Source organism: Streptomyces sp. NPDC058335, assembly GCF_042723915.1.
GTDB lineage: Bacteria > Actinomycetota > Actinomycetes > Streptomycetales > Streptomycetaceae > Streptomyces.
In genome coordinates this window covers 336597-363504 of record NZ_JBHXHX010000008.1, presented here as the reverse complement: position 1 = coordinate 363504, position 26908 = coordinate 336597, and the positions used below count along the sequence as shown (strand labels likewise).

Here is a 26908-nt window from a genome sequence, read left to right as displayed (position 1 = left end):
GTCATGCCTCCTTCTCGATGGAGCGTCCGCCCCGTGCGTGTTGCAGCCACTCGGTGGGAGACGTGCCGTACTCCCTGCGGAACGCCCGCCCGAACTGGGCGGTGCTGGTGAATCCCCAGCGGCGTCCCACGCCTCCCACGCCGAGGCTCCGAGTGGTGGTCCGTGTCAACTCCCTGCGACACTCCCGCAGACGGAGCTCGCGGATCCAACGGCTGACCGTCGTGCCCTGCCCCTCGAACAGGCGGTGCACGTAGCGCACGGAGATGTGATGGGCCCGTGCGATGGCCTCGGGAGTGAGGTCCGGGTCCGCCAGATGCCAGCGAATGAACGCGTGGATGCGCAGCAGCAGGACCCGGTCGGCGCCGGGCAGCCGGGCCGGCGCCGTGCCGAGCTGCTGCGCGGCGGCAGCGGCCAGCAGGTCCACGGCACTGCCCGCCAACTGCTCGGCGGCGGACCGGGAGTAGGAGTCGGACGTGTCCGCCAGACGCGACATGAACGGCGAGAGGAGGGCCGCGAGCCCGCCCTCCGGGCGCATCGGCCGCGCCGTGACCTGCCTGAGGTCCGCCTCCGACAGCCCCAGGCGGCTCCGCGGCACGGCGAAGATCTTCAACTGGAACCGTTGCGGAAACCGTGTACGGGAGGGGCGAATGGTCTCGAGGAACGCGACATCACCCGGTCGTAGCTCTGTGGCGCGGCCATCCTGCTCGACCTGGGCGAGGCCCCGGGTGAGTACAGCGGCCCACACCTCCCGGCCGTCACCGCGGGCGATGAAGCGAGGGGTCCGGTGGACCACTCCCGGATCGCATTCGACGGTGGTGATCCCGAGGTCACCGAGGTGGTCGGCACGCATGGTGGCGGCGTACGTCCCACCCTCCGCCGAGATGTCCATCCCCACCAGCTGCGCGAGGACGGCGTCATGCCAGAAGTCCAGACTCTCGCTCAGGGGCACGGTGCTCGTGCACAGCACCTGACCCCGATCTCGCCTCGCGGCGACGTCTCGGCCGCCGTCGGAGGCCGCCGGGAATGAACTGATGTTCGCTGACATACCGGCCAGCGTGCCTGGCGAGCGGCGGCGCACGCATCAGTCGGCCGACTGGTCCTGCTCACCTGTTCAGGTGTCCGCCCAGGAAAGCACTGCCCAGCATCACGGCCGCCCGCGTCGGCGGGCTGTCGCGCAGCGCGGTCAGCGACACGAAGTCGTGGATGGTGCCCAGGAACCGGGCGGCGGTCACGGCGACACCGGAACGGCGGAGCCGGTCCGCGTAGCGCTCTCCCTCGTCCCGCGCCACGTCGGCCTCCGCCGTGATCACCATCGTCGGCGGCAGCCCGGCAAGCTCCGCCAGGCCGGCCCGCAAGGGCGACGCGGTCGGCTCGTCCTGCCGCCCGGAGCGGCCGGCGTACTGCTGCCAGTACGAGCGCAGGGCTTCCCGGGTGAGCAGATACCCCGTGGCGAACTCCTGCTGTGAGGGGCTGTCGCAGTGGGCGTCGGTCAGCGGGTAGTAGAGCAGTTGCGCGCGGATGCTCGGGCCGCCGCGCAGCTTCGCCATCAGGGTGAGCGCCGTGCCCATGGTGGCGCCGGCGCAGTCTCCGGCGACCGCCAGCCGGCCGGCGTCGAGGCCGAGTTCCCCCGACTGCCGGACCGTCCAGTCCATCAGGGCGTAGCACTCCTCGACGGCCAGGGGATAGCGGGCCTCGGGAGTACGGCTGTACTCGGGGACGACCGCGGCCACGCCCGCGCCGCGCACCAGCTCACTGATGAGCCAGGCATGGGTGTGTGCGTCCCCGAGCATCCACCGACCCCCGTGGATGTAGAGCACGGTGGGGAGCGGGCCTGTCGCGCCGGCCGGCCTGAAGATCCAGAAACCCACCAGCCCGGAAGGTCCCACGGGCGCCACGTGGAAGGCGGCGTCCACCTCGAAGTCGTCGACGACATGGATCTGGGACTCCCGCAGCGCCTGCCGGCCGTCGTCCGGTCCCAACTCGTGCAGGAAGGGAGGTACTTGGGACGCGTGGACGAGCCGCTGCACCAACGGATCGAGGATCACGGCCGGCCGCGGCTCTCCGCCGGCTTCTCCTTCGGGGCCCGGCCGCATCCGGTTCGCCTCTCGCTCGGCCCCTCGGGGGTTCTGATTCGTCGCATGTCACCTGTCGCTCAGCAGGTCCCGCAGCTGGTGGCGACTGCTGATGCCGAGCTTGGGATAGACGTTGTAGAGGTGCGAGCCGACCGTGCGTGGCGAAAGGAAGAGCCGTTCGCCGATCTCGCGGTTCGACAGGCCGTTCGCGGCCAGTCGTGCGATCTGCTGTTGCTGGGCGGTCAGTTCGGCCAGCCGATCGGGTGAAGCGGGAGCGTCGGCCACCCCGGCCGCGCGCAGTTCGCCGCGGGCCGACGCGGCAAGGTGGGGGGCGTCGAGCCGGGCCGCGACCTCGACCACCGCGGTCAGCTGTGCGCGGGCTTCCAGAGGCCTTCTGCGCCTGCGAAGCCAGATCGCGTAGTGCAGACGAGCCTGGGCCCGCTCCAGCGGCCACTTGTCCGCCTCCGCGTTGACCAGGGCCAGCCGGAAGTGGTGCTCGGGGTCGGCATCGTCGTCGACGAGGGCCGCCGCATGATGCATGAGGAGCGTCATCCGGGTGGTCGGCCGGGGGCCCTGACGCTCTCGCACGTCCCGGAGGATGCGCGCCGCCTCCTGCTGCCGGCCGATGCGCTGGGCCGCGGCGGCGAGTTCGCTGACGCAGCGCGGCGAAAGGAAGGGATCGAGGGGGGAGCAGTCCTCCCCGAACAATGCCCGCAGGTGCCGGAAGGCGCCGTCCGCGTCCCCGAGGACCATCGCGGTGAGGCCGCAGGCGCGCAGCATTCTGGCGTGGGTGGACCGGTTCTCGTCCAGACTGACGGAGCGCCAGTGGGGCCCGGTGAACGGGACGTCGGGCATCGACTCGCCACGGAGCGCGCGGAGGGTCACGTGCAAGGCTTCGAGGTCCATGTCGACACGGGGCAACCGGTGGACGGCGGCATCGGAACGGCCCTCCTGGATCACCATCTCGGCCTCGGACCACCGTCCGATGCTGACGAGGGTGTCCACCTGGGCGGCGAGCGTCCATGCACGGGGGCCCAGGGTTCCCTGTGCGCCACGTAGCGCGCCAGCCTGCCGGTATTTCTCCGCGCACAGGTCCGACTCGTCGGCGTTGTAGGCGACCCAGGCGGTTGCCAGCAGGCGGGCCTGCCGGTCCCCGCCGTCCAGGGGTCCGGAGCGCGGGGCGGTCAGTCTCCGCAGCGTCCTGCCGGCATGCGCGGCCGGATCGATGCCCACCGACACGGCGGCTTCCAGGGACGCGAGGACCTCGGACCCGGCCGGCTCGGGAAAGAACCCGCCCTCCTGTGCGCACTGCTTCTGCTCGGCCCGCGCCGCCCGTATCGCGTGGTCGAGAAGACGCGGCAGCTGAAGCCGATGCTCGGGCAGCCCGGACTGGCGGGAGATCCCCATGGCGATCCCGGCCAGCGCGAAGGAGGTCGTGGCACTCCTCGGGGGTGTGCGCTGCCATACGTCCACCAGCAGGTCGAACGCCTCCTGCTGGAACGAGAGAAGCGACAGTGCTCCACTCATGGCGCAGGCCGCGACGCACCGCAGTTCCGGGTCGGTGTTCACCTGGGTGAACTGCCCGTACAGATCGCGTACCCAGTCCGGGTCGCCGAAGTCGCTCGCTGCTACCAGTGCTTCGGCGAGGCGCCGGGCCCGGTCGTGGTCGCGGGCGCTGAAGCGGGCGGCCTGCTCCAGCACCTTCGCCGAGGCGAAGGGGTCTTCGGCCCGCTGAGCCGGGGTGGCGGCTTCCTCCAAGGCCGCGGCCACCGCCTCGTCCGGGCCGATGGCTGCTGCGGCCAGGTGCCAGGCTCGATACGCGGCGGTCTGGCCTCCTGCGGCGGCGAGATCCCGGTGGGCCTGCTGCCGCAGCTTCGCGGCGTGCCGGTGATACGCCGCCGTGCGGATCAGCGGATGGCGGAACGTGACACGGCCGTCCGCGATGGTGATCAGATCGGCTTCCTCCGCAGGGACCCACACCGTGAGGTCCTGGGCGCCCAACGCGGCCATGACGGTCGTGAGCTCCTCCTCCCGCAGGGCGGCCGCGGCGTACAGCAGCGCGCGCCGCGTTCCTTCCGGCAGTGCGCCCAGGCGTGCGGAGAACATCTGCTGGATCCGCGAGGTCTGCCGCAGTTCCGCACCTGTCGGCGCCGGCCCGGTCCCGCCGCGGGTCGCCCGGCTCAGTTCGACGACCGCCAGCGGATTCCCCTTCGCCTGCCGCAGCAGGTCCAGCCGGACCCTGCCGGTCGGTGCGCCGGGCTGCGCGTCGAGAAGCCGGGCCGACGCCGCGAGGGACAGCGGGCCGAGCGACAGGACGGGAAGATCCGCGGGGATCCCGGCGGGGGGAGCCTCTCCGCGTACGGTGAACAGCATGGCCACGGCCTGGTTCGCCAGGCGTCGCCGCACGAAGAACAGGACGTCCAGAGAGTCGCGATCGCAGTCCTGGAGGTCGTCCACGGTCAGCAGGACCGGGCTCGCCCGGGTGATGCGCTCCAGGAGTGTCATGACCGCGGCGCGCAGCGACTGCCCCTCCGGCGGTCCGGCTTCCGGAGCCGCCCCGAAGGCCGTGCGAAGCGCCACGCGCTGGTGCTCCGGCAGCGCGTCGACCTCGCCGAGCACCGGGAGGAGAAGCTGGTGCAGGGAGGAGAACGCCGGTGGTTCCTCGGAGCCCCAGCCCTGCGCCGACAGGACCCGGGTCCGGAATTCCCCGGCTCTCTCCTCGGCGACCCGGAGCAACCGGGACTTGCCGGTTCCGGCCTCTCCGAGCAGCAGCAGAGCCTGGGGGCGGCCACCGCGTACGTCGATGCACCGCAGGATCCGGTCGACTTCGGCCTCCCGGCCGATCGCCGACATGACACGCGGTCGGGAGCCGACGGGGTCCGTTCCTTCGGCGCAGGCTGCCGCGGACCTCACCTCGATCTCCGTCATCGCACTCCGTCCACCGAGCCCCGGACAGGACCGCCACGCTCGTACTGATGCGCTCGCGGCCGGTCGACAAGGGCGCTGTGCCCTCCTGCGTGGATGCTGCCAGGGAGCCGGACCGCACGCTTCTGTCATGTGACCAGTCATGCTCGGGGCGGGCCTGGCAGGATGGCAGCAGGGCGATGAGCAGGGAATTCGCTTCCACCCCGGTTCGCCGGGCGCACGGCTGACGGACAAGGGAGAGCATGGACCTCGGCGCGGACCAGGCACGCACGCCGGAGATCCTGGGCAGGGACCGCGCACTGGCGCGGATCGCTCAGCTGATCGACGACGCTGACGGCAGCGGCCCGAAAGTACTCGTGCTGACCGGCGAGCCGGGGGCGGGGAAGAGCACCCTCGTGGAATGGGCGACCTCGCAGGCCACGGCCCGCGGCCGACGCGTGCTCCGGGTGCGAGGCTGCGAAGGCGAGCAGGACCTCGGACTCGCGGGGATGCATCAGCTGCTGCGCCCGGTCCTCGCCGGTGTCGATCGGCTTCCCTCGCGGCAGCACGACGCGTTGCGCCGCGCGTTCGGTACGGACGACACCGACGAGCCGCAGTCGCCCGACCCGCTGATGATCCGGGTCGGCGTGCTGACGCTGCTCTCGGACGCGGCGACGGAACGCCCGTTGGTGATCGTCGTCGACGACGCCCAGTGGCTGGACGTCGGCTCGCTGGACGTGCTCGCGTTCGTCGCCCGGCGCCTCGAAGGGGAACGCGTCGCCATGGTCCTCGCGGCACGCGACGACGCGGTGCCGGCGCGCTTCGACCGCGACTTCCCGCATCTGACCGCAGGACCCCTGGACCGGGCCGCGGCGGGGCTCCTGCTGGACAGACAGCCGCATCCGCCACGGGGCAGGGTCCGGTCCCAGATTCTCCAGCAGGCGGCCGGGAACCCGCTGGCCCTCATCGAGCTCACGCGAGCCTTGGGCAAGACCCCGGGCAGTCGGGGAATCGGCTCGATCGACTCGCTCTCGCTCCCCCTCACCGCTCGGCTGGAGCGCCTGTTCGCCGCCGATCTTCCCACCCTGCCCGAGGCCACGCGCCGGGTGCTGCTCCTGGCGGCGGCAGCCGGTACCACCCAGCTCTCGGACGTTCTCCACGCCGCCCCCGACGTGGACGGGCCGCAGGTGTGGGGGCCCGCCGAGGAGGCGGGGCTGGTGCGCGTCGAGGGCGGCCAGGTGCAGTTGTGCCATCCGCTGGTGCGCTCCGCCGTCTACCAGGCCGCCTCCTTCGCCGAACGCCGTGCGGCCCACCTGGCGCTGGCCGCCGCGCTCGCCGACGAACCCGACCGTCGTGCCTGGCACCTGGGCGCAGCGGCACTCGGCCCGGACGAACAGGTTGCCGGAGCTCTGGCCCAGAGTGCGGAACGCTCCCGGCGGCGTGGGGGATACGCGGCCGCGGCCACCGCGCTGGAGCGCGCCGCGGAACTCACCCCGGACCCGGAACTGCGTGCCGGACGCCTGCTCGCCGCTGCCGCGTCGGCCATGTACGCGGGCCATCCGCAGTGGGTCGGTGAGATCGCGGCCCGGGTCGACAGCCTGACGGACGACGCCCGGCTCACCGCCGAGGCGTCCCTGCGCGGCGGGTGGTCCCTGGCGGTGACCCTCCGGCACGACGACTCCCTGGCGTTCCTGCTGCCCGTGGCCGAGTCCATGGCCACCAAGGCACCTGCCCTGGCGCTGGACGCGCTGGCAACGGCATCGACGCCCGCATACAACTCCGGCGACCCCTTCTACCGGACCGAGCTCGAGCGCATCGGCGGCCTCATGGCGCCGCGGCCGGACAGGAGCGACTGCCTCTGGACACGGGCGGTCAGCAGCCCGTTCGCGGACCGGAAGGAGATTCTGAAGAACCTGACCCACGCGGTCGACACTCTGCGGGACCCTTCGCTGGCCGAGTTCGTCGTGCTCGGCGCCGTGGCCTGGATCCTGGACGAGACCGACCTCGCCGTACGCCTGCTCGGTCAGGCCATGGACCATCTGCGACGAGCCGCGACGGCCGGCGCCAACGCCACCGCGGCGCAGGCCCACGCCCTCGCACTGTTCGAGAGCGGAGCATGGACGGCGGCCCGGTCCGCCGCCGAGGACGCCTTCTGGATGGCGGCGGAGGCAGGCGCGGACAACGTCACCGTGGGATCACCCATCCTGCAGGCCACGTTGCGCGCCGTTCGCGGGGACCACGCGGCCGCGCGTGCGCAGGTGGGCGATGCCGTGCGTGGTGTCGACCTGCGCAAGTCACGCAGCCTGTACGTCCGTTACTGTCATGCGCTCGGTATGGCGGCTCTCGCGGAGGGCGATCACCACGCGGCGTACGAGCAGTTGCGGCGGACCTTCACCCAGGACTTCCACCCCGCACCGGTGCACTACCACGCTTCGTACTACTACCTCGCCGATCTGGCCGCCGCAGCCGTCCGCGCCGGCCGGGCGGACGACGCCCGTGCCGTGCTCCGCGCAGCTGAGAAGAGCCTGGGAGCGTCCCGCTCCGCTCGGTTGGACGCGATCGTTCATCGCGCCTCCGCCCTGCTGAGCGGTCCCGGTGAGGCGGAAGCCCACTTCCGTGCGGCGATATCCGGGCCGGCCGGCGTCCGATGGCCTTTCGAATACGCCCTCGCGCACCTGGACTTCGGCGAGTGGCTGCGGCGGCGGCGACGGTCAGCGGAGGCGCGCCCGCTGCTGGGCACCGCCCTCGAGACCTTCGAACGCCTCGACGCACGCCCCTGGATCGAGCGCACCACCGCCGAACTCCGCGCGGCGGGCGTGGCCGTGGCGGACTCCGCGGCACCCGAAGCCGTGGCCGACCTGACGCCGCAAGAGCTGCAGATCGCCCAACTGGCCGCGGAAGGCCTGACCAACCGGGACATCGGTGCCCGGCTCTATCTGTCTCCGCGCACGATCGGCTTCCACCTGCACAAGATCTTCCCCAAGCTCGGCATCACCGGCCGCGCACAACTGCGCGACGTTCTCGGCCACATGCCCCGTTCGGACTGACTCGACCGGCCGCGGAAGCATCCGCGGGCTCGGCCACGCGCACGGGTTATCTGCGCCCACCGTCTGCCTTCAGACGGCGCGAGCGGGAGCGCCCTCCGCCCGACCCGCTGCCGGGCCGGTGAGCTGGAGGGCGCCCGTGTCTACTGCTTGATCTCCCAGTCCTGTGAGCCGTCCCCGGCCGCGTTCTGGAGGGTGAGCGGTGCGTCGGCGGACGCGCCGGTCAGGTAGAGGCTCGTGTTCCTGACCGACTGGAGCCGGTAGTAGCCGTCGTCGGTCCTGACGAGGTTCCAGCTGCCGGTGCTGCTGTCGTCGACCCACTGGCCGATCCGCTGGCCGGCCGTCGCGTTGCCGGTCCAGATGGCCGCCGCGCGACCGCCCGACTTGTTCAGCAGGGTGACGCCGCCGTTCGGCCCGGTCACGACGTGCCAGTACTGGGTGTCCTTGTTCGCGGTCGCGCCGGGGTCCTCCAGCCGGACGTCGGGCACGTCCCCGTTGCCGATGTTGGCGTCGTTCGTGCGGCCGCCGGTGCCGATCACCTGGCCCGTCCGCCGGTTCACGAGCCGGTGGTAGGGGCCGTCCGAGTGACCGAGATCGACCTCGGCGTAGGCGATCTGCGACACGCCCTGGTTGTTGAGGATGGAGATACGGCCGGTGCCCTCGACGTACTGGAGGTTGCGGCTGTATCCGGCCCGCGAGGTCGTCTGGTACTCCTTCCAGACGCCGTCACTTCGTCCGCTCTCGTTGACCCACACGTTGCCGCTGCCGGCGGCGTTGTAGACCAGGCGCCCGTCCGGGAGGCGGATGACGACGGGGCTGCCTCCCGTCGCGAGGGGACGCGAACCGCTGTCGACCGGCAGGGAGGTGACGGCCTCACCCGTGGCGGAGCCGCGGTAGAACCTCAGCGGGTCGTCGGCGACCACGTACCGGGTGTTGGCGCCGCCGCCCCAGTACTCGAGGGTCAGCAGCCACTTGCCGTCCGCCGTGCGGACGACGTTCGTCATGCCCGGCCGCCCGCCGCCGATCTCCGTCTTCCCGCCTCCCATGTCCTGGGTCGACCCGGCGACGTCCACGACGGGGGCGCTCCAGCGGGCGGCACGCCCGTCCCAAGTCCTGTGGGCGAGGATCTGCCCGTGCGAGTCCGGGGCGGTGTCGTTCGCGGGGTCGAGCCGCGGGACGCCGGTGACCGGGTCGAAGCCGACGTAGTCGTTCTCGTCGGAGTAGAAGCAGACCAGCCGGCCCTTGTGGACCATCAGGTACGGCTCCCAGAGGGGGTCCACCTGCCGGTGGGTGTTCGCCGCCGCGATGTTCTGGCCGACCGCGCCCGCGCTGCCGCCCTGCCATCCACCCGTCGCGATGACGTTGACGACCTGCCAGGTCCGGCCGTCGTCGGTGCTGGAGTACAGGGCGATCGCCATGTCCGCGCGGTCGCCGTCGTTGGACGGCGTCCAGTTCGGATCGGCTGCCTTGTGTTCCGTGTAGTAGGCATCGTCCCCCGACACGACACTCGCCAGGAGCAGCGTGCCGGCCTTCAACATCCCGACCTGCTGCGGAAGGACGTAGAGGTACGGGTTCGTCCAGTTGCTCGTGTACTTCGCGTACTGCGGGTCGCTGGAGAGGTACGCGGGTGCCTTGACCTCGGACAGCGGCTGCCATGTCGTCCCGTGGTCGTCGCTCTTGTACACCGGGAGGGTCTGTCCGTCCGCGCTGCCCGTATCCGCCACGACCGTGGACTTCTCGAACGACGCGACCAGCCGCCCGCTCGGCAGCTGCGCCGACTTGGGGTAGACCGCGCAGTTCCCCCGCCCCTTCAGACAGGGCTCGTTGCCGAGCTGGTAGACGGTCCCGCCCGTCGGGGCGTAGGCCTGCGCGGTGCCCATGGGTATCGCCAGCAATGCGGACGCCGCGACGAACGTGCCCATCGCTTGCCCTGCTCTTCTGTTCTTCATAGCCCCTCCTCTGGGGGTGGCCGGGTGATGCCCGGCGGTCAGGAGACGAGTACGCGTACGTCCCAGGCGCCGAGGTCCAGTGGTGTGCCCGCGGGGACGGAGGTGCCGTCGAGCGCGTCGGAGAGGTCGACCGGGGCCTGGATCCGGGCCGGTTCCCAGCTCCAGTTGTGGACGATGTGGACGCGCCTGCCGTCGGGGGAGGTGCCGGTCGTGGCGGTCACGGAGGCCGGGAGGTCCTGCCACGCGCTGCGGGGGGCCGGTGCCGTCCAGCAGGCCAGGGCGCGGGCGAGGTCGCGGCCGGGGACGGTGCCGACGCAGGTGACGCGGCCCGAGCCGTGCGGGCGGGTGGTGACCGCGGGCCAGCGGCCGAAGTGCGGGTGGTCGTACGACACGAGCACGTCGGCGTCGGTGACGGTCAGGCCGTCCGCCCAGAGCGTCGCCGTCGACCCCTCGGGGAGGTCGAGCGGTCCGCCGGGCGCCGGCCGCACCGGGATCTCCATGTGCAGGTTGCTGAACTCGTCGTAGGAGACGCCCGCGGCCTCGGTGAGGCGTCCGGGGGCCGCTTCCCGCCGGGCGCGGGCCTCGTGGTCGGCGTAACCGGTGCGCGGGCCGACGACCAGGTGGCCGCCCGCGTGGGCGTAGGCCGCGAGCCAGTCGAGGGTCGAGTCGGCGGCGAGGTACAGCGCCGGGACGACGAGGACGGGATGGCGGCGGACGGCCTCCTCCGGGGTCAGACCCTCCCTTTCTCCGCGCGGGTCGTGCAGTTGGCGGGCGTGCACGATGCGTACCTGGCGGCCGGCCTCGAAGGCGCCGCGGTAGAAGGGGTCGAAGATGCGGTGGTAGGCGGCCGGGTCCGGTTCGCCGTCCGGCTCGGCGAGCGGCGGATACTTCTGCATGAGCCACTTGCTGGGCGTCGAGTAGACCATCGTGATGTCGGCGTCCGGTTCCAGCCCGGCGACGAGCGCCCCGGCCGTCTCGAACTCGCCGCCCAGCCGCGCGAGTTCGGCGTAGGTACGCCCTGGCTGCCCGGTGTGCGGGAGGACACCGCCCCAGTACGTCTCCGCGCCGAAGTGCAGCGTGTTCCAGTGCCAGTACTCGATCATGCGGGCGCCGCGGGCGACCAGCGCCCAGGCGGCCTGCCGCCACTGTCCGTCGTACGCGGGGCGGTTGTCCCAGGGGAAGCCGATGGAGCCCGCGTTGGTCTCGGTGACCAGGAACGGCTCCTGGCGCGAGGAGAACATCCAGTCGGCGGTCTGGTACAGCGCCGGAACCCCCGTGGTCTGCCAGATCTGCCGGTGGGCGTCGGGCGTGCGGTCGGGCAGCAGCAGACTGTCCTGCATGCCGTAGTACGGGTTGCCGGAGGCGATGTCGAGGCGGTCGGTCAGCTCGTCATCCTCCACGGCCGGCCGGGTGTAGGAGATGCAGGTGGTCACGAAGTGCTCGGGGCGGGCGTACTCCCGGACGATGTCGGCCTGCCAGCCGATGAACTCGGTGACCTGACGGGCCTGGAACGCGCGCCAGGCGACGTCGTACTGCGGCTGCGCGTTGCCGTCCGGCGTCCACAGGTCCGCCCAGGTGGACAGGCGGTGCGACCAGTAGACCAGCCCCCACTCGCGGTTGAGGGTCTCGACGTCGCCGTAGGTCTCGCGCAGATGGTCGACGAAGCGCTGGAAGACGCCGTGGTTGTGCAGGAGTTCGTTGCCCGGCTCGTTGTCGACCTGGAAGCCGATCACCGCGGGGTGGTCGGCGTACCGGGCGACGACCTTGCGGATGACCCGCTCGGCGTGGAAGCGGAACGCGGGGTGGGTGAAGTCGACCTCCTGCCGGGCACCCCACCCGATGCGTTCGCCGGTGCGCCGCTCGCCCGTGATCTCCGGGTACTGGCGGGCCAGCCACGGTGGCACGGCGTACGTCGGTGTCCCGAGGACGACGGAGATGCCGCGCTCGTGGGCGCCGTCGAGGACGGGCTGGAGCCAGTCCAGGTCGAACCGCCCGCTGGAAGGCTCCCAGGTCGACCACACCGACTCGCCGACCCGGATGACGGTGACATGCGCGTCGGCCATCAGGTCGAGGTCGGTCTTGAGGCGTTCGTCGGGGCACTCGGTGCCGTACGGGGGCCGGTACTCGTGGTAGTACGCGGCACCGAAGAGAACGCGGGCGGGCAGATCCGCCATGAAGGGAACCTCCGGGAGAAAAGTGAGGGGAAGTGACGGGAGACGTGAGGGCGTTACTGCTTGACGCCGCCCGCGGCCAGCCCGCTCTGCCAGTACCGCTGGAGCAGCAGGAACGCCACGACGAGCGGGATGATCGAGAGCATGGAGCCGGTCACGACCAGCGCGAGCATGTCGCTGCTGGAGCCGGCCCCGCCGTTCTGCGCCTGCGCGGCCCAGGACGACAGGCCGACGGTGACCGGGTACAGGTCCGGGTCGTTCAGCATGATCAGCGGCAGGAAGTAGTTGTTCCAGGTCGCCACCAGGGTGAACAGCAGAACCGTCACCAGGCCGGGACCCAGCAGGCGCAGGACGATGCGGAAGAAGATCCGGGCCTCGCCGGCGCCGTCGATCCGGGCGGCCTCCAGGAGGCTGTCGGGGACGGCGTCCTGGGCGTAGATGCGCATGAGGTACAGGCCGAACGGGTTGACCAGCGAGGGCAGGATGACGGCCCAGGGCGTGTTGACCAGGCCCGCCTGGGCGAAGAGCAGGTAGGTGGGGATCGCCAGGGCGGTGGTGGGGACCATGACGGCGCCGAGGACCAGGTTGAAGGCGGCCCGGTCGCCGCGGAAGCGGAACTTGGCGAACCCGTACCCGCCGGCGGCGGCCAGCAGCGCCGCTCCGAGGGAGCTGACACCGGCGTAGATCACCGTGTTGAGCAGCCAGTGCGCGAAGACGCCGTCGTCCTGGGCGAAGGTCGCCCTGATGTTCGTCAGCAGCTGCGGGGCGTGCGAGAACCACAGGCCGAAGCTGTTGAACAGGTCCTGCGTGCTCTTGGTCGAGGCGATCAGGAGCCAGAACAGGGGGAGGAGGAAGTAGGCGAGGACGGCCAGCATGGCGATCGTCAGCGGGGTGCTGCGGCGGGGCGCGCGCTTCCTGGCGGGCGCGGTGCTCACCGGCTCCACCGCCTTCAGAGCGACCGTGGCCGCCGGGGTCGACGAGAGCACCCCCTGGTCGAGCGGAGCCGAGAGCTTGGGGGAGGTCATGGGGTCCTCCTGCGGTTCGCGGTGAGCAGGACGGCGTAGGAGGCGATCACGATGACGAGACCGAGGAGGAAGGACACCGTGGCCGCGTAGTTGACCTGCTGGCCGGTGAACGCGAGGGAGTAGGCGTACAGGTTGGCGGTGTAGGAGCTGCTGATGACGTCCGGGGCGACCTTCATCAGCAGGTTCGGCTCGTTGAACAGCTGGAAGCTGCCGATCACCGAGAACAGCAGGGTCAGCATCAGCGCGGGGCGGAGCGCGGGCAGCTTGATCGACCAGGCGGTGCGCCAGGCGCCGGCCCCGTCCATGGCGGCGGCCTCGTACAGCTCCGGGGGGACCGTGCGCAGGGCGGCGTACAGGATGATCATGTTGTAGCCGACGAACTCCCAGGTCACGATGTTCGCCAGGCTGCCGAGCATCCAGCCCTCGCTGAGGAAGTCGGGCACCGGCAGGGACAGTTTCCGGCTCAGCTGGGCGAACGGTCCGAAGTCCGGTCCGTACAGATAGCCCCACATGAGGGCGGCGACCACGCTCGGCACGGCGTACGGGATGAAGATGCCGAGCCGGATCACGCGCGCGAGGCGGAGCAGGCCGCTGTCGAGAGCCAGCGCGAACGCCAGCGCCAGCAGCAGCATCAGGGGGACCTGGATCACGAAGAACAGGGCGACGCGTCCGAGGCCGTGCAGGAGCTGGGGGTCGCTCAGCGCCGTGACGTAGTTGTCGAGGCCGACGAACGCCGTTCCGCCGATCAGGCGTTCCTGGAACAGGCTGAGGTAGGCGGCGTAACCGAGCGGGGCGAGGAAGAGCAGGAGGAACAGCACCATGAACGGGGCGACGAACAGGGGTCCCGCCGTACGGCGACGGCTCATCTCAGCCGCCCTTCACGGTGAAGCCCTGGCCCTTGGCGTACGTGGTGAGCCGTGACTGCCAGGTGCCGAGCGCGCGGACGGTGTCGGTTTTGTCGGCGAGGGACTTGCCGACGGTCTCGGTCCAGTCGGTGGCCGCCTGGTCGAGGAACGGGGGCCACTGGAAACCGGAGTCGACCGTGGAACCGATGTCGGCGAACAGCTGGTTGACCTTCTGGCCGCCGTAGAACGACGGCGTCTGGCCGATGAACTCGGCGTCCGTGAGCAGGGCCTTGGTCGCCGGGAAGAAGAACTGCTCGGTGGCGAACATCCGTGCGCTGGCCGGGTCGCTGTTGAGGAACTGCGCGAACACGGCCGCCGCTATGGGGTTCTTGCTCGAGCGGATGACCGCGGTGGTCGAGCCGCCCCAGTTGCCCGAACTGGGCTTGGCGGGATCCCACTGCGGCAGCGGGGCCGCCCGCCACTTGCCCGCGGTGGCCTTGGCGGAGCCGGAGAGGAAGACCGGTCCCCAGGCGGCGGTGATCCAGGTGGCGTACTTGCCCTTGTTGAGGGCGGCGTACCAGGCGTCGGTGAAGTCCGGCTCGACACCGATGACCCCCTCCTTCGCGAGCCCGCCCCAGTATTCGCCGAGCTTCCTCGACGCGGCGTCGTCGACACTGATGGTGATGTCGCTCCTGCCGGAGGTCGCGTAGGGCTTGGCGCCCGCCTGCCACTGGAGGCCGTGCCAGGCGGCGGGCTGGTTCGCCGCGAGGTTGGTGAGGTAGACGTCGGGGTCCGCCTTGTGCAGCTTGCGCGCCGCCGCCGCGAACTCGTCCCAGGTCGTGGGCACTTCGATGCCGTGCTCGTCGAAGATGTCCTGCCGGTACAGCATGCCCATCGGGCCGGTGTCCTGCGGGATCGCCCACACCTCGCCGCCCGGTCCGCTGACCTGGCTCCACGTCCAGTCGACGAACTGTCCCTTGAGTGCCGCGGCGCCGTACGGTCGCAGGTCCAGCAGGCTGTCGGTGATGGTGAACGTCGGAATGGCCTGGTACTCGATCTGGACCATGTCCGGGGCCCCGCTGCCGGCCTTCAGCGCCGTACGCAGCTTGGTGTACTGCGGGGTGCCCTGGCCCGCGTTGACCACCTTGACCCTGACGGCCGGGTACTTCTTCTCGAAGAGCGCGACCTCCTTGGCGATGTCGGGGACCCAGGTCCAGAACGTCAGCTCGGTCGGCGTCCGCATCGCCTTGTCGATGTCGGCCTGGCCGACCGGCTCGGTGGAGGCGGGGGAACCGCCGGAGTCGCCGCCGCACGCGGTGAGGGTGGCGCCGAGCGACAGGGCGCCCGTCGCGGTGAGGAACAGACGACGGCTCATCTGGGAAGGGCTGGGCTGTGACGCGGAAAGGGGCATGGTTGAACTCCCGCCGGTGGCATGGGTGGCAGGCACGCCGGGCGAGGGCGTGCGCAGGATGTGAGGGAGGGCGCGGTCGCGACGACCGGGGCTCGAACGCCGGCGGTCGGGTGCGGGTCCGGGGCGGATCCGGCACCGACGGGCGTTCTACGGGGAGCGGAGGCGGAGGTCGCGGCCGATGAGGAGGACTGGGGTGGAGCCGAGGCGGATGCCGAAGCCTGGCTCAGGGGCCTCTGCCGGATCCGGGACGGAGCTACGCCGCCTGGCAGGGGCCGTCCGCGGGAGCGGGACGCCACCGGTACAGCGGGCTCGGCGTGCGCGCACGCGCCGGGAAGAAACTTCGCCGTCCGGGTCGATCCGGGGTGATCAATGGTGGCTGGGCGGGCCTCCGTCCGGGAGCGGGGGAGGGGACGCGTCGCCGCGGGAACGGGAGGGAGTACGCCGTCCGCGAGCCGGGGTCGTCCGGTTCGGCGGGGGCGGGGGCGGGGGCGCGGTCGAGGCGCGGACGACGAGATCGACCGGTGGGTCGCTCGACGGCAGAGGATCCGCCTCCGGGTTCTCGACGGCGTGCACGAGACGCTTGAGTCCTTCCTGCGCCACGGTGTCGAACGGTTGCCGCACCGTGGTCAGCGGAGGAGTCACATAGGCGGCGACCGGGACGTCGTCGAAGCCGACGACGCTGATGTCCTCCGGCACCCGTCGTCCGGCCTCCGTCAGCGCACGGATCAGGCCGATCGCCATGTCGTCGTTGGCGGCGAACACCGCGGTGACCGCGCCGTCCTGGGCCAGTTCGCGTCCCGCCCGGTACCCGGACGCGGCCGACCAGTCGCCCTCGACGACCGGCGGTGCGTCCCTGCCCTGCGCGGTCAGCGTCGCGTGCCACCCCTCCAGGCGGTCCCGGGCGGCGAACCACCGCTGCGGACCGGCGAGGTGGTGGACCGTCGCGTGACCGAGCTCCAGAAGGTGTTGCGTGGCGGTCCGGGCCATCAGATCGGCCCCGTCCCCCGCGGTCAGCAGCGTGGGCGCGGCGACCGCAGAGGGGGCGCCGAGGACGAGGACCGGTACGTCGACGCGGAGGGACACATCGCTGTCGGCGCCCTCCTCGTCGATCGGCTCGGAGATGACGATGCCGTCCACGCCCTGGTCGAGGAGCGAGTCCACGGCACCGGCGATGCCCGCGGGATCGCCTTCCATCGTGTTGACCACGCGGAGCGCGTAGCCGGTGTCCCGGACGGCCCGCTCGACGCCCATGAGGAGTGAGGCGGGGCCGTACAGGGCCGTGCCCAGCGTGACCACGCCGATCGAGCGGGTCCGTCCGGAGGCCAGCGCGCGGGCGGCGTTGTTGCGCCGGTAACCGAGCTGCTCGGCGGCTTCGAGGACCCGTCGGCGTACCTCGGCGGAGACGTACTGCTCGTCGTTGAAGACCCGCGACACCGTCTTCTGCGAGACCCCGGCCAGCCGGGCCACGTCCACGCTCCGCGGCGCCGCGGCGCTTCCGCCCCGCCCTGTCCCTCGCGTCATGGTGTGTCTCCCGATGGCCGCACGATCGAGCCGATGATGTCAGACGCCGACTGGCTGACTGCGCAGTCATGTCTGCGCTGTCATGCCGACGGGGACATGTCTACGCAGTCATGCGGACGTCGTCAAGAGATCGGAACGTATCCGTAACGAGGCGGACGCTCCCGGCCCGGCCGCCCCGCGGCCCGGCCGACGCGCGATTGTCAGTGGCCGGTGTCACGCTGAAACGACACAGGATCTGCGAAAGGGAACAGCTGTGATCACGACCGACCTCACTCCCGGCTCCCCCTGCTGGCTCGACCTCGGGGCCCCCGACGTCCGGGCCGCCGCGGCCTTCTACGGCGCGGTGCTCGGCTGGGAGTACGAGTCCATGGGCGGCGAGGGCGAGGAGATGGAAGGCGGGATGTTCAAGAAGGACGGCAAGACCGTCGCCGGGCTCGGCAAGCTGTCCGAGGAGGGCGCTCGCTCGGCCTGGATGGTCTACTACACCGTCACCGACGCGGACGCCACCACCCGGGCGGTGGAAGACGCCGGCGGCACCGTCCGGGTGCCCCCCAGGGACCTCGGTGAGTGGGGGCGGATGGCCCAGTACACCGACCCGTCGGGCGGCGAGTTCGCCGCCTGGCAGCCGGGGAAGAACGAGGGCTTCGAGCTGGCCGACGAGCCGGGCTCACTGTCCTGGACCGAGCTGTACACGAGCGACGCCGCCGCCGCGCGGCGGTTCTACGGCTCCGTCTTCGGCTGGCAGTTCAGCGACATGGAGATGCCGGGCGGCGGGGGCACGTACACCCTCATCACGCCGGCCGGGCTGACCGAGGACCGTATGCAGGGCGGACTGATGCAGCTCGGCGAGGAGGACCTCTCGCTGACGAACGGACGGGCGTACTGGCACCCGGTGTTCGCCGTCGCCGACTGCGACGCCGCCGTAGCCGCGGTCACCGGGAACGGCGGCAGCGTGCAGATGGGACCGGTGGACGCGGAGGGCGTCGGACGCCTCGCCGTCTGCCTCGACCGGTCGAAGGCCGACTTCGTGGTGCTCACCCCGTCCTCCCCGAGCTGAGCCCTCTCCGCTCCGGACGGCAGCGGGACGCACAGCAGCGCCGCCGGACCCCGGTGTACTGCCCAGGCGGGCGGTGAAGGCGATCCCCGCGGCGCACTCGCCGGCCGCGCACTGCCCCTTGAGACGTCCGACGGCGAAGTCGCCCCCGGCGCCGCCGGCCGGCCGGTTGTCGGACGGGCCGAACCAGACCGTACGGCCCGTGCGGCCCAGGGCGACGCGTGCGGGCGCGCACAGGGCCGCCGGCACCCGGTCGCCCCGGCGGCTGTGGCCATGAGGAACTCACCGGCGGGGCAGCCGGTCAAGTCGTCGTCACCCATGCCCTCGTGGCCCTCGTCGTCGACCGGCCCGGCGGCGTCAGGCGGCCGGCCGGACCAGGCCGTACTCGTGTGAGGCGCCGACAGTGTCACCCAGGGACTGGAGCGGGGTCGCAACGTTTGCCCCTACTTCCCCTGGAAATAACCCTGTTGGGCCTCGGGCCGGGAGCCGCTGCAACACCGTCACACCGGCCGGGCCGATGCCCCGCGGACGACCGGACCCCGGAAGGGCCGCGCTCCGGATCGCCCTGGGAAGGGAGGAGCGTCGTGCCGCAGTCCGACGACGAGTGCCCTGCCGTTGTTCAAGGACAGCTCGCCCGCGACGGTCCCCACCCCGCCCGGCCTCGCGGACGCCGCCGGGCCGGGGCCTGGTGGACCCTGACCGCCGGGCTGGCCGCCCTGGTCGCGGGCGTCGCCCTGGCTCAGGGCCTGCTCATCGCCACGGGACTGGTCCTGGCCGGCATCGGCGTGCAGTTGTTCGACGCGCGGAGCGACGCGGCGGGTGGACGGCCCGGTCGGCCGCCCGGTTGAAGGTGCTTCCCCGTTTCCCGTGCCGAGGGCCGTGGCGCCGTCGCACTGGGTCGGGGAGGCTGACTGCGTGCGGCGTCGTTCCGTCCCCACACGTTCGTCGCTGCGCCCGGATGCGGGCTGGGGGGGCTTATGTGCTGATCGTTGCGATGGTCGCGGGAAATCCCGGAGTGCCCTCCCGGCCCGGTACCGCCCCTCGAGTCAGTCGACCGGCCAGGTGTGCGCCGGGGCGTTGAGATGCATGTAGTCGATGTACTGCCGCGTCATCCGCCGCAGGGCCTCATGGCGGTCGGCGCCGGGGGCGGCGGCCAGGTGATGGAACATCTCCTTCTGCCAGACCGCGCCGTTGCGGGCGGTGACGCACCGCTGCTCGATGATGCCGAGCAGGGGCTCCCGCCAGGCCGTGTCCATCCCGGACAGCTCCAGGCCGCGGTGCGCCAGCGGCAGCAGGCGCCGCAGGACCAGCTCGGGCACCGGCACCTCGCCCATCCCCGGCCAGTACAGGCGCGCCTCGATGCCGTGCCGCGCCGCCATGTGCAGGTTGTCCTCGGCGGCGGCGAAGGACATCCGCGACCACACCGGCCGTTCCTCGTCCACCAGGGCGCGGGTGAGGCCGTAGTAGAAGGCGCCGTTGGCCAGGGTGTCGGCGACGGTCGGGCCGGCCGGCAGCACCCGGTTCTCCACCCTGACGTGCGGTGTGCCGTCGGCGACTGCGTAGACCGGGCGGTTCCAGCGGTAGATGGTGCCGTTGTGCAGGGTCAGCTCGGCCAGCTCGGGGATGTCACCGCGCTCCAGCGTCTCCGTCGGGTCCTGCTCGTCGCACAGCGGCAGGAGCGCGGGGAAGTAGCGCAGGTTCTCCTCGAACAGGTCGAAGACGCTGGTGATCCACCGCTCCCCGAACCACACCCGCGGCCGTACCCCCTGCACCTTGATCTCCTGCGGCCGGGTGTCGGTGGCCTGCTCGAACAGCGGGATACGGGTCTCGTGCCACAGCTCCCTGCCGAACAGGAACGGCGCGTTGGCGGCCAGCCCGATCTGCACCCCGGCGATGGCCTGTGCCGCGTTCCAGTACGCGGGGAAGTCCTCCGGGGAGACCTGGAGGTGGAACTGGGTGCTGGTGCACGCGGCCTCCGGGGTGATCGTGTCCGCGTAGGTGCGCAGCCGGTCGACGCCGTCCACCTCGATCCGCAGGTCCTCGCCCCGGGCCGCGAAGACCTGGTCGTTGAGCAGCCGGTAGCGGGGGTTCTCCGACAGCGCCGACTCGCCGATGTGCTCCTGCCGCAGCGTGGGCAGGATCCCCACCATGATCAGCTGCGCGCCGACCGATCGAGCCCGCTCGTCGGCGTGGTTCAGGGCGGCGCGGATCTCGGACTCCCACGCGTCGGGGCCGCCCTCCGTCAGCCGGCGGGGCGGCACGTTGATCTCGAGGTTGAACCGGCCCAGCTCGGTGGCCCAGGCGGGGTCCGCGATCGCCTCCAGCACGTCGCTGTTGCGCATGGCCGGCTCGGCGGCGTCGTCGACCAGGTTCAGCTCGATCTCCAGCCCGACCCTGGGCTGCTCGGAGGCGAACCGTGCCTCGCGCAGCATCTGGGCGAACGCGTCGAGGCACTCCTGCATCTTGATCCGGTACCGGCGCCGGTCCTCGCGGGTGAAGACCATCGCCGGAACGTCCCGCCCCATGGGGCCTCCCGGAGGTCCGGGTCTGTCCTCGGACAGCTGTCACGTCCAGCGTCGCACCACCGGGCGGCCCCGACCACGTGAGCGAGGTGTGGAGCGAGATGCCACCCCGGTGTCAGGCCCAGCCGAAGCGGCGGTCCACGAGCGCCGTGAACTCCTCCAGGGTCAGCAGCGCGTCCCCGTTCTGGTCGGCCGCGTCGAACAGCGCGGAGGCGGCGTCGGCGTCCCCCAGGGCCCAGACCGGCAGATCCCCCGAGGCGGCGAGGGTGGGCCCCTTCGTCCGCAGCGCGGTGATCACCTCTTCGCGGGTCAGCGTCCCGTTCGCGTCGAGATCGAGTGCCTCGAACAGCTTGCGCGCCTTGTCGCTCATGGTGATTTCCCGTTCATGATGCTTGCTGGTCCCCGTCGGCTTCCCGTTGCCCGTCGGTTCCTGTTCCCCGTCGGTTCCTGTTTCCCGTCGCCGACGGGCGGGGAAGGCCCCCGGCCCGCTCCCGGAGGAAGACGCTCACGCTCCCCTCCGGGTTCCCCGCCGCCGGCACCGTACCCGGTCACGGCTTGCGGGCGAGGCCTCCGTGCTCGGCGATGATCTCCGGGGCGGACGCGGAGGGATCCGGACGCCAGAGGGGCACGGAGACGACGCCGGGCTCGATCAGCTCCAGCCCGTCGAAGAACGAGGTGATCTCCTCGACCGTCCGCAGGTTGTACGGGACGGCGCCGCTGGCGTTGTAGGCGTCCTGAGCCGCCTCGAAGACGGGGTCGACGCCCCGGGAGCCGTCGTTGATCGAGAGGTAGCTGCCCGACGGCAGGGCACCCATGAGACGGGTCACCAGCTCACGGCCCTGCTCGTAGTCGGAGACATGACCCAGGATGTTGCTCAGGATGAGGGCGGTGGGCCTGCTGAGGTCCAGCGTCTCGGCGGCCGCCGCCAGGATGCGGTCCGGGTCGAGGACGTCGGCGTCGATGTACGCGGTCGCGCCCTCGGAGGTCGAGTAGAGCAGCGCGCGTGCGTGCGCCAGGACCATCGGGTCGTTGTCGACGTAGACGATCCGGGCCTCCGGCGCGATCCGCTGGGCGACCTCGTGGGTGTTCTCGGCGGTCGGCAGGCCGGTACCGATGTCCAGGAACTGCCGGATGCCCGCCTCGGACACCAGGTGGGTGATGTTGCGGCGCAGGAAGGCCCGGCTGCTGCGGGCGATGGTGACGATGCCGGGGAAGACGGCGGTGTAGGCGTCGCCGGCCTCCTCGTCGACGGGGTAGTTGTCCTTCCCGCCGAGCCAGTAGTTCCAGATCCGGGCCGAGTGCGGCACCGAGGTGTCGATCTTCTGGTGCACCGACGATCCGGGCGTCGTCGCTGAGTCGCTCATGGGTGGCGTCCGTCTTTCAGCCGAGGCGTGCAGGTTCCACCGCACAACGTACGTCCCAACGGCCACGCCGTGCACACCAGTTCACCTCTTCGAACGACCCGGTTCCGCGGGGCCCCGCTTCGAGCGCGTGACGTGCGGTGAAGTCGGGGGCCGTGGGTGGGGGGCCCGGTGTCCGCGCCGGCAACTCCTGTGCTGGACTGGGCGCATGGAAGCGCGGGTGGTCGGAGTCGACATCGGTTCGGTGGCGCGGGGCCGGTTCGCCTGGGCGGCGATCGACGCTCCGGCGCCGTCGCTCGCCGGGCAGGGGAGCGATCCGGAGACGGCGGTGCGGGCCCTGGCCGAGCGCCTGGCCTCGGGTGGCCGGGCGGCGCTGGTCCTGGAGGCGCCGATGTCGGTGCCGGTCCCGGCGGCCGACCGGGCCGACGGGTGGGCGGCGCTGGGCCGGGCGCGGACCGGTGAGGGGAACCGAGCCTGGTCGGCGGGCGCGGGCGCCGGGGCCCTGGCCACGGGAATCGCGCAGGCCGGATGGCTGCTGGCCCGGCTGGCCGGGACGGTTCCCGGTGCGAGGGCGACCACCCGGCCGGACCGGTGGGCCGCACCGCACGGCCCCCGGCTCCTCCTGGCCGAGGCGCTGGTGTCCGGCGCGGGCAAGCCCGTGCCCACGGCCGGTGACCCGCACGCGGCCGACGCCGAGGCCGCGGCCCGCGCCCTTGCCGAGCGACTGCCCGACCTTCCCCGGATCGCCACGGACGTCCGGTGCGCCCCGCACGGCTCGCTCAACCTCCTTGCCGCAGCCGCGCTGTGGGCGGGTCTGGACCTTCCGGGTGACGAACTCCGCACGGACGTCATGGTGTTGCGCGCCCGGCCGGCCTGGCGGATCCCATCAGGTCAATCGTCCCGGACCCTTGACTCGTAACCCGCCAGTGGCGATCCTCGTCGCATATCTTGCGCGGTCATGACAATCCCGTGTGGGTCGTGGGCGTCCCCGGATCCCTGGCGTCCCGGCTCGTCGACCGCGCGCTCCCGCCGACCGAGGGACGTGGGCAGTGACCATCGCTGGACGCCCGTACCGCAGACACCGGCAGATCACCGTCGTGTCGTTGCTCCTGCTCGTGCTCTCCATGACCTTCGGGCCGACGCCGAGTTCGGCCGCCGGCGCCGACTGGTGGAACCCGACCGCGCGGCCCGCGCCCGACTCCCGGATCAACGTCACCGGTGAGCCGTTCACCGGCACGAACGCCCAGGGGGAGGTGCGCGGCTTCGTCGACGCGCACGACCACCTGTTCGCCAACGAGGGCTTCGGCGGCCGGCTCATCTGCGGCAAGGTCTTCTCCGAGGCGGGTGTCGCCGACGCGCTCAAGGACTGTCCCGAGCACTACCCCGACGGCTCCCTCGCCGTCTTCGACTACATCACCAAGGGCGGCGACGGCAGGCACGACCCGGTCGGCTGGCCCACCTTCAAGGACTGGCCAGCCCACGACTCGCTGACCCACCAGCAGAACTACTACGCCTGGGTGGAGCGCGCCTGGCGCGGCGGCCAGCGCGTGCTGGTCAACGACCTCGTCACCAACGGCGTGATCTGCTCGGTGTACTTCTTCAAGGACCGCAGCTGCGACGAGATGACGTCGATCCGCCTCCAGGCGAAGCTGACGTACGACCTCCAGGCCTACATCGACAAGATGTACGGCGGCACCGGCAAGGGCTGGTTCCGGATCGTCACCGACAGCGCGCAGGCCCGCCAGGTGATCGCGCAGGGCAGACTCGCGGTGATCCTCGGCGTCGAGACCTCGGAGCCGTTCGGCTGCAAGCAGGTGCTCGACATCGCGCAGTGCAGCAAGGAGGACATCGACAAGGGCCTCGACGAGCTGTACTCGCTCGGCGTGCGCAGCATGTTCCTGTGCCACAAGTTCGACAACGCGCTGTGCGGCGTCCGCTTCGACGAGGGCGGCCTCGGAACGGCCATCAACGTCGGGCAGTTCCTGTCCACGGGCACCTTCTGGAAGACGGAGAAGTGCACCGGCCCGCAGCACGACAACCCCATCGGCACCGCGGCCTCCGCGGCGGAGAAGGACCTGCCGGCGGGCGTCGAGGTACCCGGCTACGACGAGGACGCCCAGTGCAACGTCCGCGGGCTCAGCGACCTCGGCGAGTACGCCGTGCGCGGCATGATGAAACGCAAGATGATGCTCGAGATCGACCACATGAGCGTCAAGGCCACCGGCCGCGTCCTCGACATCTTCGAGTCCGCGTCCTACCCCGGCGTGCTCTCCTCGCACAGCTGGATGGACCTCAACTGGACCGAGCGGGTCTACGGCCTCGGTGGCTTCGTCGCCCAGTACATGAACGGCTCCGAAGGATTCAGCGCGGAGGCGAAGCGCACGGACGCCCTGCGAGACAAGTACGACGTGGGCTACGGCTTCGGCACCGACATGAACGGCGTCGGCGGCTGGCCGGCCCCGCGCGGCACAGGCACCTCCAACCCGGTGACGTACCCCTTCCGCAGCGTCGACGGCGGGTCCCTCATCGACAGACAGACCACCGGCGACCGCACCTGGGACCTGAACACCGACGGAGCCGCCCACTACGGCCTCGTCCCGGACTGGATCGAGGACATCCGGCTCGTCGGCGGCCAGGACGTGGTCGACGACCTGTTCCGGGGCGCCGAGTCCTACCTCGACACCTGGGGCGGCACCGAGACGCACCAGGCGGGCGTCAACCTCGCCAAGGGCGCGGCGGCCACGGCCAGTTCGGAGGAGTGGAACCCCGTCACGAACTACGCCGCGGGCCGCGCCGTGGACGGCGACCCCGCCACCCGCTGGGCCGGCGACTGGAGCGACGACCAGTGGCTGCGGATCGACCTCGGCGCCACGAACCTGGTCGGACGCGTCACCCTCGACTGGGAACGCGCGTACGGGAAGTCGTACCGGATCCAGCTCTCCGCCGACGGGCAGAACTGGCAGACCGCCTGGTCCACGACGACCGGCGACGGCGGCCTGGACACGGCCCGCTTCACCGGCACCCCCGCCCGCTACGTCCGCGTCCAGGGCGTGGAGCGCGGCACGGAGTGGGGGTACTCGCTGCACGAGGTCGGCGTGCACAGCGGCTGACCCCGGCCCACCGGCCCGCCCGCCTCACCGCGGGCGGGCCGCCACGAGCACGAAGGACACGCACATGGCACGGATGCCGTCGGCCGCACGGCGCCGGCAGCTGACGGAGGCGGCGATCCGGGCGATGACCCGCGACGGCGTCGCCAGGACGACGACCCGGTCCATCGCCGCCGAGGCGGGCGTGTCCCTCAGCGTCTTCCACTACTGCTTCGACTCCAAGCAGGCCCTCGTCGAGTCCGTCATCACGACGATCACGGATCACTACGTCACGGTCGTCCGGGAGGCCCTGCGCCCGCGGGCGACGCTGGAGGACACCGTCCGGGCCGGCTTCCAGGCGTACTGGGACCACGTCCGAGCCCGGCCCGACGAGCACATGCTCACCTACGAACTGACCCAGTACGCCCTGCGCCAGCCCGGATTCGAGCACCTCGCGCGACGCCAGTACGAGCTGTACGCCGACACCTACGCCGAACTCATCGAGCAGCTGCGCACGGGCATGGACTTCCGGCTGAGCGTGCCCGTCCCCGTCCTGGCCCGCTATCTCGCCGCCATGACCGACGGCCTGACCCTCAACTATCTGGTGCTCGGTGACGAGACCGTCTGGACCGACATCCTCGACGCCGTCACCGCCCACATCGCGGGCCTCGTGCAGTCCCCGTGACAGGGCGTCACCCGGCTCAGGAGCGGGCGCTTCGGTGGAGATGGTCGAGGGCGTCGGCCACGACGCTGCGCCGGTACCACTCGTGCCAGGTCGCCACATCGCGGGCCAGCGCGTCCAGGGCCCGCTCCTGAGGGCCGGACAGCCACCGGCCCGCCGCCGGCCAGTGCGCGGAGACCACTCCGACACTGGTGCCCGCGCCGCCGACCAGCGGCGCGCAGTACAGGGAGCGGGTCCCCTCCGCCAGCAGGACCTCGCGCATCCGCGCACCGGCGAACACCGGGTCGGTGGCCACGCTCTCCACCACCACCCGGCTCAGCGTCGTGTGGGCGACGGTGCACGGTGCCCGGACGCGCGACACCTCGGCGAACTCGTCGGCGAAGGCCTCACCCAGGTTGCACCGCGCCTCCAGCACCAGGGTGTCCTGAGCCTCCTCCGCGCACAGCAGGTCCACGGAACGCGCCCCGGTCACCGCCAGCGCCTCGCGGGCCGCGGCGTCCAGCACCCGGCGCCGCTCCACGGGTGAGACGTCGGCGTGTCTGAGGAACGGCGCCGTGGGCACGGGCGGGTGGTCCGACCAGGCGGGCGCCCGGCCCGCCGGGGGAGTGGTCACCACCGCCGAGGCGAGCACCCGGACGGGCACGTTGCAGTGCTGGGAGGCACCGCTGAGGAGGTCGAAGGCGACGGCCGCCGTCGGCAGCCCGTACCGCTCCACGAGGACCCCCTGAGCCACGCCGATCAGCGCGGAACTGCGCAACTTGGCGCGCAGGCCGCGTACTTCGGCGTGCAGGTCCCCGACCGGCAGGGGCGGCGCAGGGTCGGCCGGGGCCGTCACCTGGCTCGGGTCGGGAGTGGCCCTGAGGCCCTCGAGGGCCGCCTCCACGGTGGCGTGCGGCCGGATGCCCGGCAGCCCCGCGAGCCGCAGCGCCTCCCGCACATGCGGTCGCGGCTGCACGATCGGCAGCGGCCGGCCCGCCGCGGCCAGCCCCCGGGTGACCTGGTCGAGGGCGCGCACGGCGGCCGCGCTCGACAGATGGACGTCCGTCATGTCGAGGACGGCGTGGGTCTCCGTGACCTCCGCGTGCGCCAGATGCGAGGCGAGCGCATGGGAGAAGTCGTCGGCGTTGGAGGCGTCCAGGGTGCCGCGCACCTGCAGGAACGTCACCTGCCCCAGGCTCTCGCCGTCCAGCGGCGAGGCCTTCATCATCAGCGGGGCGGGTGACTCGCCGGCCCGGCAGGGCTGATCGGACATCATGAGGAG

General features: G+C 71.8%; 19 protein-coding genes. 6 read left to right on the top strand and 13 right to left on the bottom strand.

Going from position 1 to position 26908, the window contains the following annotated elements:
- Position 1: 1 nt before the first annotated feature.
- The 3 genes from ACFWJX_RS18395 to ACFWJX_RS18385 all read right to left on the bottom strand — a co-directional run bounded on the left by ACFWJX_RS18395 (position 2) and on the right by ACFWJX_RS18385 (position 5000).
- Positions 2–949 (bottom strand): helix-turn-helix domain-containing protein, encoded by a 948-nt coding sequence (locus tag ACFWJX_RS18395; protein ID WP_383243821.1) that lies wholly within the window; start codon positions 947–949, stop codon positions 2–4.
- Between the two features lie 154 nt (positions 950–1103).
- Positions 1104–2045, bottom strand: a complete 942-nt coding sequence (locus ACFWJX_RS18390; RefSeq protein WP_383243818.1) for an alpha/beta hydrolase — start codon at positions 2043–2045, stop codon at positions 1104–1106.
- A 96-nt stretch (positions 2046–2141) separates the two neighbouring features.
- A complete protein-coding gene (locus ACFWJX_RS18385; protein ID WP_383243815.1) occupies positions 2142–5000 on the bottom strand; it encodes an AAA family ATPase in 2859 nt (952 codons plus the stop codon).
- A gap of 239 nt (positions 5001–5239) precedes the next feature.
- On the opposite strand from ACFWJX_RS18385, the gene ACFWJX_RS18380 reads away from it, so the two are divergent.
- Entirely contained in the window at positions 5240–8023 is a 2784-nt protein-coding gene (locus tag ACFWJX_RS18380; protein WP_383243812.1) for an AAA family ATPase, read from the top strand.
- A 140-nt stretch (positions 8024–8163) separates the two neighbouring features.
- On the opposite strand, the gene ACFWJX_RS18375 is transcribed toward ACFWJX_RS18380, so the two are convergent.
- The 6 genes from ACFWJX_RS18375 to ACFWJX_RS18350 all read right to left on the bottom strand — a co-directional run bounded on the left by ACFWJX_RS18375 (position 8164) and on the right by ACFWJX_RS18350 (position 16942).
- Complete coding sequence (locus tag ACFWJX_RS18375) at positions 8164–9969, bottom strand: RICIN domain-containing protein (protein WP_383243809.1); 1806 nt, start codon at positions 9967–9969, stop codon at positions 8164–8166.
- Positions 9970–10007: 38 nt separating this feature from the next.
- Positions 10008–12143 carry a beta-galactosidase gene (locus ACFWJX_RS18370; protein WP_383243806.1) on the bottom strand — a complete coding sequence of 712 codons (2136 nt, stop codon included), beginning with the start codon at positions 12141–12143 and terminating at the stop codon, positions 10008–10010.
- 53 nt (positions 12144–12196) lie between these two features.
- Positions 12197–13165: a carbohydrate ABC transporter permease gene (locus tag ACFWJX_RS18365; RefSeq protein ID WP_383243803.1), complete on the bottom strand. Its 969-nt coding sequence runs from the start codon at positions 13163–13165 to the stop codon at positions 12197–12199.
- Positions 13162–14031 carry a carbohydrate ABC transporter permease gene (locus tag ACFWJX_RS18360; protein ID WP_383243800.1) on the bottom strand — a complete coding sequence of 290 codons (870 nt, stop codon included), beginning with the start codon at positions 14029–14031 and terminating at the stop codon, positions 13162–13164. The genes ACFWJX_RS18365 and ACFWJX_RS18360 overlap by 4 nt, the downstream gene beginning before the upstream one ends.
- A 1-nt stretch (position 14032) precedes the next feature.
- A complete protein-coding gene (locus ACFWJX_RS18355) occupies positions 14033–15385 on the bottom strand; it encodes an ABC transporter substrate-binding protein (RefSeq protein ID WP_383243797.1) in 1353 nt (450 codons plus the stop codon).
- A gap of 402 nt (positions 15386–15787) precedes the next feature.
- Complete coding sequence (locus ACFWJX_RS18350; RefSeq protein WP_383243794.1) at positions 15788–16942, bottom strand: LacI family DNA-binding transcriptional regulator; 1155 nt, start codon at positions 16940–16942, stop codon at positions 15788–15790.
- A 253-nt stretch (positions 16943–17195) separates the two neighbouring features.
- On the opposite strand from ACFWJX_RS18350, the gene ACFWJX_RS18345 reads away from it, so the two are divergent.
- Together ACFWJX_RS18345 and ACFWJX_RS18340 are read left to right on the top strand one after the other, a co-directional pair.
- Positions 17196–17999, top strand: coding sequence for a VOC family protein (locus tag ACFWJX_RS18345; protein ID WP_383243791.1), 804 nt, complete (start codon positions 17196–17198; stop codon positions 17997–17999).
- A 581-nt stretch (positions 18000–18580) separates the two neighbouring features.
- On the top strand, positions 18581–18844 hold the full coding sequence (locus ACFWJX_RS18340) for a hypothetical protein (RefSeq protein WP_383243789.1): 264 nt from the start codon (positions 18581–18583) through the stop codon (positions 18842–18844).
- Positions 18845–19042: 198 nt separating this feature from the next.
- On the opposite strand, the gene ACFWJX_RS18335 is transcribed toward ACFWJX_RS18340, so the two are convergent.
- The 3 genes from ACFWJX_RS18335 to ACFWJX_RS18325 form a co-directional block, all read right to left on the bottom strand.
- Positions 19043–20521, bottom strand: coding sequence for a glutamate--cysteine ligase (locus ACFWJX_RS18335; RefSeq protein WP_383243786.1), 1479 nt, complete (start codon positions 20519–20521; stop codon positions 19043–19045).
- A 112-nt stretch (positions 20522–20633) separates the two neighbouring features.
- Positions 20634–20888, bottom strand: coding sequence for an EF-hand domain-containing protein (locus ACFWJX_RS18330; RefSeq protein WP_383243784.1), 255 nt, complete (start codon positions 20886–20888; stop codon positions 20634–20636).
- Between the two features lie 178 nt (positions 20889–21066).
- Positions 21067–21882 carry an SAM-dependent methyltransferase gene (locus tag ACFWJX_RS18325; RefSeq protein WP_383243781.1) on the bottom strand — a complete coding sequence of 272 codons (816 nt, stop codon included), beginning with the start codon at positions 21880–21882 and terminating at the stop codon, positions 21067–21069.
- A gap of 205 nt (positions 21883–22087) precedes the next feature.
- Here ACFWJX_RS18325 and ACFWJX_RS18320 point away from each other — a divergent pair, with 205 nt between their 5' ends.
- The 3 genes from ACFWJX_RS18320 (at position 22088) to ACFWJX_RS18310 (ending at position 25650) form a co-directional block, all read left to right on the top strand.
- A complete protein-coding gene (locus ACFWJX_RS18320) occupies positions 22088–22798 on the top strand; it encodes a hypothetical protein (protein ID WP_383243778.1) in 711 nt (236 codons plus the stop codon).
- Between the two features lie 130 nt (positions 22799–22928).
- Complete coding sequence (locus tag ACFWJX_RS18315; RefSeq protein ID WP_383243775.1) at positions 22929–24989, top strand: discoidin domain-containing protein; 2061 nt, start codon at positions 22929–22931, stop codon at positions 24987–24989.
- A gap of 64 nt (positions 24990–25053) precedes the next feature.
- Positions 25054–25650: a TetR/AcrR family transcriptional regulator gene (locus tag ACFWJX_RS18310; protein WP_383243772.1), complete on the top strand. Its 597-nt coding sequence runs from the start codon at positions 25054–25056 to the stop codon at positions 25648–25650.
- A gap of 16 nt (positions 25651–25666) precedes the next feature.
- On the opposite strand, the gene ACFWJX_RS18305 is transcribed toward ACFWJX_RS18310, so the two are convergent.
- A complete protein-coding gene (locus ACFWJX_RS18305; RefSeq protein WP_383243769.1) occupies positions 25667–26902 on the bottom strand; it encodes an ANTAR domain-containing protein in 1236 nt (411 codons plus the stop codon).
- Between the last annotated feature and the right edge of the window lie 6 nt (positions 26903–26908).